The sequence below is a fragment of the Microvirga pakistanensis genome, from assembly GCF_004458765.1.
Taxonomy (GTDB): domain Bacteria; phylum Pseudomonadota; class Alphaproteobacteria; order Rhizobiales; family Beijerinckiaceae; genus Microvirga; species Microvirga pakistanensis.
Genome location: NZ_SPJX01000452.1, coordinates 1 through 9,285, shown reverse-complemented (window position 1 = coordinate 9,285; position 9,285 = coordinate 1). Strand labels below are relative to the sequence as shown.

Here is a 9,285-nt window from a genome sequence, read left to right as displayed (position 1 = left end):
CTCATGGCCCCCCTCGGCGCCCGCCTCGCCCACCGCCTCTCCAAGCGCCGCCTCGAGCTCGCCTTCGGCATCTTCCTCATCCTCGTCTGCGCCAGATTCGCCGCAAGCCTGGTCGTCTAGGGCACCTCGGGCTGGGGTGTGGGATGGATGACCGGCTTGTCCGGTTCCGGCGGCTGCTCGGGCAGGGACGACGGAACGCCCGGCGCATGCGACGGCACGGGCGTCTCCGGCGGGCTCGGCATGCCCGGGACGGGCTCCGTCGGCGGCGGCTTGGGATAGAACTCGTCGGGTTGCGGGCGGCTGCTGGCGCTCAGGGTCAAGGAAGCCTTCTCCTCATCGTCTCGCTCCTCAACCGCCAGAAGGGATGAAAGGTTCTGCGCAGGGATCCGATCGAGAGCCCCGGCACGGCGCTTCAGGCGCGAGCGGTCAGATCCTGCTCGATGTCGAAGACAGGCTGCGTCGCCAGGTCCTTGTTCACCTCGGCAAGGATTTTCTGCCTCACCGTTTCGGAGAAGCGGGCACGCAGTTGCGCCAGAGTGTGCGCCGAAGGTTCGGGAAGACATCGTCCCGCGGCTCTTCAAGAACAGCACCTTGCGGCCATCGCTGATGAAAACCATTCCGTCATGGAGAAGCTTGAGGTCTTTGGTCACGGTCATCCTCCTTGGTGACCGATCTCATTCTCGCTTCACCTTCGTTCACCTGGCCTTGACCTAAATCATAGCGCAGGGAGCTCCGCGACTTGACCTGTCCGGCGTTTGCCGTCAGGACGGATCCTCGGTCAGGTTTACAGGATGACGAACCATGCGCTCTCCGAAACTCCTCGCACACGCCACGTTGGTTCTGCTCGGCACCGCGTCGATTTCGGCTCAGGCGGCGGATCCGGTTTTCACCATCCTGCCCGAGAGCCCGTCAGGCTGGATCGTCACCCTCAAGGGAAATCTGCGTGCGCAACCCACCTATCCGGGCGCGGACGATCTGAGCTTCATCGGCTATCCGTCCTTAAGCCTGCGCCGCGCCGGAACGGTGGAGCGTTTCAGTGCTCCCGATGACGGTTTGAGCTTCTCGTTCGTCGAGGATTCGGCGCTTCGCTTCGGTGCGGTCGGCCGGTTCATAGGCGGGCGCTCCGTGGACGACGACCGGCGGCTCGTCGGCCTCGACAAGATCAAGTGGGCGGTCGAGCCCGGCGTGTTCGTGGAATACTGGCCCGTGGAGTTCCTGCGGGCGCGCGCCGAGATCCGGCACGGCGTCCACGGGCATGACGGCTTCGTGGCCGATCTCGGTCTCGACGTGGTGCAGACGTTCGGCGCCTTCACCGTATCGGCGGGCCCGCGTTTGTCTCTGGGCGACAGTGAATTCACGCGCACCTATTTCGGTGTGACGCCCGAGGAGGCCGCCCTCAACGGACAGGTGGAGGCATACCGTCCCTCCGGCGGCATCACCTCGGTCGGGGCCACCGCGAGCGCCTCCTACAGCTGGTCGGAGCAATGGGCCACGACGGCTTTCGTGTCCTACAGGCGCCTGGTGGGCGACGCGGCGGACAGCCCGATCGTTCAAACCTTCGGATCCGAGAACCAGGTCGGCCTCGGCCTCACGGTCTCGTATTCCTTCGGCGTCGGCGCCCGGTAAGACGAACAGCAAGGCGCCTGGACATCCGAAGGTATCCAGGCGCAGCACTCATCGAGCCGTTCAGGCCGCGAGATCGGCCTGCTGCGGCTCTCCACGGTAGACGCAGCCTTCCGACGAACCCGCCATGCCGCGCTTGAGCTCGACTTCCTCGAGGTTGGGGAAGCGCTCCTTCACCTTGCGCCAGATATAGGTCGTGATGTTTTCGAGCGAGGCGAGCCCGATCTCGTCCTGCTTGAGGTCGAGGTTCGCATGGTCGAGGCCCGTGCCGTGATTGCCCTTCAGCTCCTGGATGTAGTTCTCGACATCGTAGAGATTGACCGGCCAGCCATAGACCTCGTCGACCGGCCCGCCGAACGTCAGGCGCGCGATGAAGGTATGTCCGTGGAGCCCCGAATAGGGATGAACCGAATGGGCGGCTTCGAACGTGAACTCGCAGTAGGTCTTCATCGATTTTTTAGCTCCAGCAGAGGGTGAGGTCGAGCGCTCGCGTCAGGCGACTTCCACTTTTCGCCGCTCGGGCGCGAGCGTATGGATGAGGTCCGGGGCAGCCTTGGGCCGCCCGAAATAATAGCCCTGCACCTCGGTGCATCCGGCTGCGATGATCTGGAGGAGCTGATCCTCCGTCTCGACGCCTTCGGCAACGGTCGACATGCCGAGACTTGTGCCGAGGCCCGCGATCGAGCGCACGATGGCCAGGCAATCCGCGCGCGAGGAGAGCTCGCGCACGAAACTCTGATCGATCTTGATCTTGTCGAACGGGAAGCTGCGCAGATAGCTGAGCGAGGAATAGCCCGTCCCGAAATCGTCCATGGCGATGCGCACGCCCATCCGACGCAGCTGGTGCAATGTCGCGACGGTCAGCTCGTTATCCTGCAGCAGCACGGATTCGGTGACCTCAAGCTCGAGGCGGTCCGGGGTCAGGCCGGAGCGCGCCAGCGCGCGGCTCACGCTCTGCACGAGAGCCTTGTTGCGGAACTGTACGGGCGAGAGATTGACCGCAACCTTGATCCCGATCGGCCAGGAGGTTGCCGTCATGCAGGCCTCCTCCAGGACCCAATCTCCCAGGGAGGAGATCAGGCCAATGTCCTCGGCGACCGGAATGAACTCGCCGGGCGGAACCTTGCCGCGCTCCGGATGCTGCCAGCGCAGCAGCGCCTCATAGCCTCTGATCTCGTTATCCCGCACATTGACCTGCGGCTGGAAGTACAGCTCGAACTCGCGGTTCACGAGCGCCTTGCGCAGGTCGATCTCGAGGGAGCGGCGAGCCTGCAGCTCCGCGTCCATCTCGGGCTCGAAGAAGCGATAGGTCGCGCGCCCGTCGGCCTTGGCGCGATAGAGCGCAAGATCGGCCTGCTTGAGGAGCTGGTCGGGCGACAGGTTCCCCTCCGAGGCAACGGCAATGCCGATGCTGGTGCCGATGACGATCTCCTGCCCCTCGAGATCGTAGGGCATGCTGACGGCTTCGACGATGCGCAGGGCGAGGGCCGCGCAGTCCTGCTGATCATCGATGGCGAGCTGCAGGATGGCGAATTCGTCGCCGCCCAGGCGCGCGACCACGTCCTGAGGCCGAATGCTGCTGCGCAATCTGTCGGCCACGAGCTTGAGAAGGGCGTCGCCGGTCTCATGGCCGAGGGAATCGTTCACATCCTTGAAGCGGTCCAGATCGAGGCAGAGAACCGCCATCTTCAGCCGCTCGCGACCGGTTTCCTCCAGGGCATGCTCGAGCTGCTGCCGGAAGAGCACGCGGTTGGCGAGATCGGTGAGCGCATCGTGATGCGCCATATAGGCGATCTGCGACTCGGCCCGCCGGCGTTCCGTGATGTCCTCGTAGGTCGCCACCCAGCCGCCATTCGACATGGGCTCATGGGAGATGGCGAAGGTCTGCCCATCGGGCTCCTCGTGGATGAAGGCGAATTGCTGCCGCTTGCGCATGAGATCCTGCTGCTCGGCCAGGATCTTTTGCAGAGACTCCGCTCCCTTGCAGTTTTGCTCCTCCACCTGACTGATCAGCTGGCTGATCGTCACGCCGGACTGGACATTCCTGTCGATGCCGAAGAGTTCCGCGAAACGGTCATTGAACACGATGATGCGCTCGGAATCGTCCACCATGCACAGGCCATGGGACATGTTGTTGAGCGCGGCATCGAAACGTTCGTTCTGGGTCCTGAGCACATGCTCCTGCGTCTGCAGCGCCTCGTTGCGAAGCCGGAGCTCCTCATAGGCGCTGCTGAGGGCCTTGTTGGTGCTCTCCAGCTTTGCGGAAATATTCTCGAAATCGTCGGCGTAGAGCCGCAGCTCGCCATGCGCCCGCTCCAGAAGCCTGTTGTGCCAACCCAGCAGCGCCAGCAGGAACAAGCCGAAAACGATCAGACCTGCGGCGAGACTTGAGAACATCCAATGCAGGCGGATCAGCTCATGCTGGTCCTGTTCGGCCCGCTGGCCGCCGAAGTGAAGAGCGGCCGCAGCCAGACCCGCGAGCTTGATATCCAGTTTCTCAAGCACCCTGACAATGCCCAGAGCGTCTTCGGGCCTGTCCAGTCTTTCGATGGAGGGCTGGATCTCGGCGAGCGTTCTACCCAGCTCCTCGACCGCCTCCTGCCATTCGGGTGCAGCGCGGAGAAATTCTCTGAAGTCGCCCGCCTGCAGAAGGTCGGACCTGCTGACCATGATATCATAGCGCAGGGAGACCTCGTCCTTGTCCACAGTCGGGTCTTGTGCCGCATAGGCGCTAAGGCGCTGTTCCAGACGCGCGAATTCATGCATCGCGGCGCTGGCATGCCAAGGCATGTTGTACCGCGCGACGTGTTTGAGGGCTTCCTGACGCTCGACGATCAGAATCGAAATGTAAGCGGCGGAGACGATGAAGCCCGCAATGACTGCGGCAAGCACAATTTTGAGCGTGCGAAGCGGCAAACGATTTTTCTCCGAAGCTCGATGCTCGATTACTTCACGGCAATCTTGGAGACCTGCCACACCGATCGGCCATAATAGGTCTGGTGCTTCAGTTCGGGGTCGCTGTCGAAGGGATAGACGATGAAGAGAGGTCCCTTGTCGCGAACGGACATGTACTGGCCGTTCTGCTTCGTCGCGAGAATCACGTTGTACTTCATGATGTCAGTGAAGGGGATGTCGCTGCTGTAATCGTTCAGCGCCGTGACCACGATGTGCTCACCCTTGGCGCCGAGATGCTGCATGAGCTTGGCCAAGGGCACCCCTTCGAACTTCACCGGCTCGGAATACCAGGGTGTTTCCGTTTCAAAGGAAACCGTGCCTACGGCCTCGAGCATGGCGCGGTCGAACACGGCCGTGTTGCCTTGGTTGGTAACCGAGATATTTCCTGAGACGGTTAGGATCGGCCTTTCTTTCGGCGCGGGCAGCGGCCCCGCTTCCGCCGCACCCATCCCGGACAAGCCAAGAACCGCAATGATGGCAGCTAGAATAAAGTTTCTCATCTTAAATCAGGCAAGCCTGCCCCCTTTTAACAATCAGTAGTTACTCTCAAACTACGGGACGGGTAAAATTATATTTACACGTGGCGCTGATTATTTATATGTCACTTTATTACGTTTCCTGGATTTATCCTTTCTTGTTCTTCCTGGATACCTGCCGTTCCTTGAGAACGGGACTTCTGGATGACGCAGCAAGAGTCAGCGTGAGACCTCGCGTTATCAATCGGAGCACTGCCAGAAAGAGCGTTTTGCATATAGAATAACATTTTGCATGCGGCATCAAACTTGTCTTGTAGCGTACACATATTCCTCGTTATTTACTCTCACAAACCCTTCTCGTTGCTTGTTCTGCCCCAAACCTGGGACATGAAAACGATGTACACGCGAAGAGCTGTTGAGAGAAAAGATGAAGAATACATACACGCAAAAAGACATAAACCAGCAGACCTATAAGATCCAAAACGGCGAGCTATCGAGCCGTACCGAGCGGGAAATCCTGCTGGACACACGTCTTCTGTCGATTTCAAAAGAGTTGCTTCCTCAATATGGAGGCAACTGGAATTTTCACAATATGGTCACGCTCAAACAAAAGGCGTTGAGCCGCATCATCTACTATCACGAGCTTTATCAGAAGATCCTCGACGTGCCGGGTGTGATTTGCGAGTTCGGAGTCCAATGGGGCGCCAGCCTCGCACTCCTGCAAAACTTCCGCGGAATGTACGAGCCGAATAACGTTTCAAGAACAATATTTGGTTTCGACACCTTCGAAGGGTTTTCAACGGTCGACAGCAAGGATGGCGACTTTGCCGAGATCGGCGATTACAGCTCGCTGCCGAACTATGAAAACACCCTTGAGGAGATACTGAGCATTCACGAGGGCCTGCACGCGATCAGCCACATCAAAAAATTTGAGCTCATCAAAGGCGACGCTTCGCAGACCATCGACGGGTGGCTCGAGAAGAACCCGCATGCGATCGTATCAATGGCCATCTTTGATATGGACGTCTACAAGCCGACCAAAGACGTTCTCGAAAAGATCATCCCGAGACTTGTCAAAGGCTCTCTTCTTGTTTTCGACGAACTCAACTGCCCGCAACTTCCCGGCGAGACAATTGCCGTTCAAGAAGTATTGGGCCTGAACAACATAAAGCTCAAGCGCCATCCGCTTCAAAGCTACTGCGCCTGGGGTGTGTTCGGCGAATAAGCCTACGCCCCCGGACCGAGTGCGAGCCGCCTCGCCCATGCTGCGAAGCGGCTCAGGGAGTGGGCTCAAAGCGGCTTCAGGCCCGCTTCGATCTCGGCCCGGCGCGGCTCCAGGAACGGCGGCAGCGCGAGGCTCTCGCCGAGCGTGTCCATAGACTCGTCCGTGGCGAAGCCCGGACCGTCGGTTGCGATCTCGAACAGAATCCCGTTCGGCTCGCGGAAATAGAGGCTGCGGAAGTAATAGCGGTCGACAGGACCACTGGACGGGGCGCGCAGGCTCTGAAGGCGCTCCCAGCATTCCTGATAGGTCTGCTCGTCAGGCGTCCGGAAGGCCACGTGGTGCACCCCGCCCGCACCCGGCTGAGCCATGCTGGCGTTCGGCTCCACGGCCACGTGCAGCTCCGCGGCAGGCCCGCCCTCGCCCATCGCGAACACGTGCACGGGCGTCTCGCCCACGCGGTACTCGCGGGCCGCGCGCATATCCATCGCGTCCGTCAGCACGCGGGCGGTCCGCTCCAGGCGCGGCACGCTGATCGTGATGGGACCCAGGCCCCGGATCTGGTACTCCGCCGGCACGGGGCTGCGCTCCCACGGGTGCGCCTCGCCCTGTCCGCCGTCGTCGACGAGGCTCAGGCGCTGCCCCTCGAAATCCTCGAAATCCAGGACGAGCCGCCCGTCGCGCTCCGCGATCGGCTGATGCGCGACGTTGAGGGAAGCCAAGCGGTCCTTCCACCATTGCAGGGCCCTCTCGCCATTCACGCGCAAGCCCGTGCGCGTGATGCTGTGGGTGCCGCGCCGCTCGCGCGCCACCGGCCAGTCGAAGAAGGTGATGTCCGTGCCGGGCGTCGCCCGACCGTCGGCGTAGAAGAGGTGATAGGCGCTCACGTCGTCCTGGTTCACGGTCTTCTTGACGAGCCGCATGCCGAGGGCCTGCGTGTAGAAGGCGTGGTTGCCTGAGGCATCGGCGGTCACGGCGGTGAGATGATGAATGCCGGTCAGCTTCATGGGAATGCTCCATTGCTTCCGACCGAAAGTAGGGTTAGGCGAAGTCTTCCGCGACCAGGTCACGCGCCAAATGCGTTTTGCCGAAATGCAAGAACCCAGCCCGGAATGAGCCAGGTTCTTGCAGCTTTGAAAAGACGCGGATCAGGCGGCCTTCGCCCGCAGATCGTCCGGGGTCACCTCCGGCGGGATGGGGCAGACATAGGAACGGCCGCCCGTGCGCTCCTTCAGCTCCGCCTTGGCGCGGGCGACGATGTCTGAATTGCGCAGGCAATCGGCCGCCGTGGTGGCCATGGCTTTCGCCGCGAGCACCATGCCCTTGTGGGCGGCCGGCAGATTGCCCTGCGCGACGAGCTGCCAGGTGTGGAACGGGGTTCCGATGGCGAAGCAGGCCGTGTGGCACTGCACCGTCGGCACGATCCAGCTCACGTCGCCCACGTCGGTGGTGCCCATGGCGACCTCCTCCCGCGCCGGCGGGGGGAGCAACCCGTCGTGCAGCGCCTGGGTCGCCAGCGAGCGATCGTGCGGCGCGACGCTCGCGAGGATCTCCTCCTTCGTCAGCGCGGTCTTCTGGAGCCGTTCGGCGAAGGCATGGTCTTTCTCGTCGAAGCCCGGGCCGCCGAGGCGCTTCATGTTTTCGTACATGACCTCCTGCAGCACCGTGTTGGGCACAACATTGGATGTCGCGTCGGTGATCTGCACCGTGAAAGAGGTTTCGGTCATCAAGGCCGCGCCCTCGGCGATCTTCTTCACGCGCTCGAACAGGCGCTCGGCATCCGGCAGATGCGGCGAGCGCACGAGATAGAGCGATTCCGCATGAGCCTGGACCACGTTCGGCGCATCGCCGCCCGTGTTGGTGATGGCGTAATGCACGCGCGCGTCGGAAGGCATGTGCTCGCGCATGTAGTTCACGCCCACATTCATCAGCTCCACGGCATCGAGCGCGCTGCGGCCCACATGGGGAGCTGCCGCCGCGTGCGCCGCGCGGCCCGTGAAGCGGAAGTAGGCCTGGATGCAGGCCAGCGACGAGGTGGTCTGAACCTCGTTCACCACGCTCGGATGCCAGCAGAAGGCGGCATCGAGATCGTCGAAGAGCCCTGCGCGCGCCATGAAGGTCTTGCCCGAGCCGCTCTCCTCCGCGGGACATCCGTAATAGCGCACGGTGCCGGCGACGCCCTCCGCTTCGAGCGCATCTTTGAGCGCCACCGCCGCGAGCGCCGAAGCGGCCCCCAGGAGATTGTGCCCGCAGCCATGGCCGGGCGCGCCCTTGGCGGTCGGCCTGTGCTCGGTCACGCCCGACACCTGCGCGAGATCCGGCAGCGCGTCGAACTCGCCCAGGATCCCCACGACGGGACCGCCCCGGCCGTACTCCGCCACGAAGGCGGTCGCCATGCCGCCCACGTTCGTCGTGATGCGAAAACCCTCGCGCTCCAGCATGGCGATCTGCTCGGCGACCGACCGGTGCTCCTCGAAGGCGAGCTCCGGCATCGCCCAGATGCGGTCGCTCAAGGCGGTGTAATCGGCGGCCTTCGCGTTCACACGGCGGACGATTTCGTCGAGACTCAAGGGATCGTTTTGCATGAATGCTCTCTGTTGTCGGTTTCGCGGTCTTTTAGACCCGAGATGGTCGACACGAAAGTCGATAGGTGGCCTCATCGTCCGGGCGTCACGAAGCAGGCTACCCCGTCGCGAACAGATCGCGCGTCTCCGACATCGCCACCGGCTCCTCGAAGGCGTTCGGGTCCCCCGGGCCGGTCTCCCAGCCGAGATCCGGGAGCGCGATGATGCGCAGGCCCCTCGGATCGTTGCGGGTCACGACGATGTTGCGCGTTTCCATGTAGGCGATGAGGCGCCGCGCGCGGCCAGGCGACCGGCTGCCGCAGGCGCGTGCGATCTCGCCGTCCGGCGGACAGGCGGCCCCTTCCATGGCGGCGCGGGCCAGCAGCAGATAGACGCCCTGGATGTCCTCTTCGAGCGCGCCCGCGAAGGCCACCGCGCGGTCCCA

8 protein-coding genes and 1 pseudogene are annotated in these 9,285 nt (G+C 62.5%); 2 read left to right on the top strand and 7 right to left on the bottom strand.

Annotated features, from left to right (window positions below; translation table 11 throughout):
- Positions 1 to 116 precede the first annotated feature (116 nt).
- Positions 117 to 320, bottom strand: coding sequence for a hypothetical protein (locus E4K09_RS19970; RefSeq protein WP_134499479.1), 204 nt, complete (start codon positions 318 to 320; stop codon positions 117 to 119).
- Positions 321 to 801: 481 nt separating this feature from the next.
- On the opposite strand from E4K09_RS19970, the gene E4K09_RS19960 reads away from it, so the two are divergent.
- Positions 802 to 1,626 (top strand): MipA/OmpV family protein, encoded by an 825-nt coding sequence (locus E4K09_RS19960; RefSeq protein WP_134499477.1) that lies wholly within the window; start codon positions 802 to 804, stop codon positions 1,624 to 1,626.
- 60 nt (positions 1,627 to 1,686) lie between these two features.
- On the opposite strand, the gene E4K09_RS19955 is transcribed toward E4K09_RS19960, so the two are convergent.
- The 3 genes from E4K09_RS19955 to E4K09_RS19945 are packed head-to-tail and all read right to left on the bottom strand — an operon-like array spanning position 1,687 to position 5,078.
- Positions 1,687 to 2,073, bottom strand: a complete 387-nt coding sequence (locus E4K09_RS19955) for a 6-pyruvoyl trahydropterin synthase family protein (RefSeq protein ID WP_134499476.1) — start codon at positions 2,071 to 2,073, stop codon at positions 1,687 to 1,689.
- A gap of 42 nt (positions 2,074 to 2,115) precedes the next feature.
- Positions 2,116 to 4,539 carry a putative bifunctional diguanylate cyclase/phosphodiesterase gene (locus E4K09_RS19950; RefSeq protein WP_134499475.1) on the bottom strand — a complete coding sequence of 808 codons (2,424 nt, stop codon included), beginning with the start codon at positions 4,537 to 4,539 and terminating at the stop codon, positions 2,116 to 2,118.
- A gap of 29 nt (positions 4,540 to 4,568) precedes the next feature.
- Positions 4,569 to 5,078, bottom strand: coding sequence for a putative pterin-binding protein (locus E4K09_RS19945; RefSeq protein WP_134499474.1), 510 nt, complete (start codon positions 5,076 to 5,078; stop codon positions 4,569 to 4,571).
- 403 nt (positions 5,079 to 5,481) lie between these two features.
- Between E4K09_RS19945 and E4K09_RS19940 the strand changes: the two genes are divergently transcribed.
- A complete protein-coding gene (locus E4K09_RS19940) occupies positions 5,482 to 6,279 on the top strand; it encodes a TylF/MycF/NovP-related O-methyltransferase (protein ID WP_134499473.1) in 798 nt (265 codons plus the stop codon).
- Between the two features lie 65 nt (positions 6,280 to 6,344).
- Here E4K09_RS19940 and E4K09_RS19935 read toward each other — a convergent pair whose 3' ends face one another.
- From E4K09_RS19935 to E4K09_RS19925, 3 genes and pseudogenes are all read right to left on the bottom strand, one after another.
- Positions 6,345 to 7,289 carry a ring-cleaving dioxygenase gene (locus E4K09_RS19935; RefSeq protein WP_193557327.1) on the bottom strand — a complete coding sequence of 315 codons (945 nt, stop codon included), beginning with the start codon at positions 7,287 to 7,289 and terminating at the stop codon, positions 6,345 to 6,347.
- Positions 7,290 to 7,424: 135 nt separating this feature from the next.
- Entirely contained in the window at positions 7,425 to 8,861 is a 1,437-nt protein-coding gene (locus E4K09_RS19930) for a M20 family metallopeptidase (protein WP_134499471.1), read from the bottom strand.
- A 97-nt stretch (positions 8,862 to 8,958) separates the two neighbouring features.
- Positions 8,959 to 9,285: pseudogene (locus E4K09_RS19925) on the bottom strand (ATP-binding protein); the annotation flags it as partial.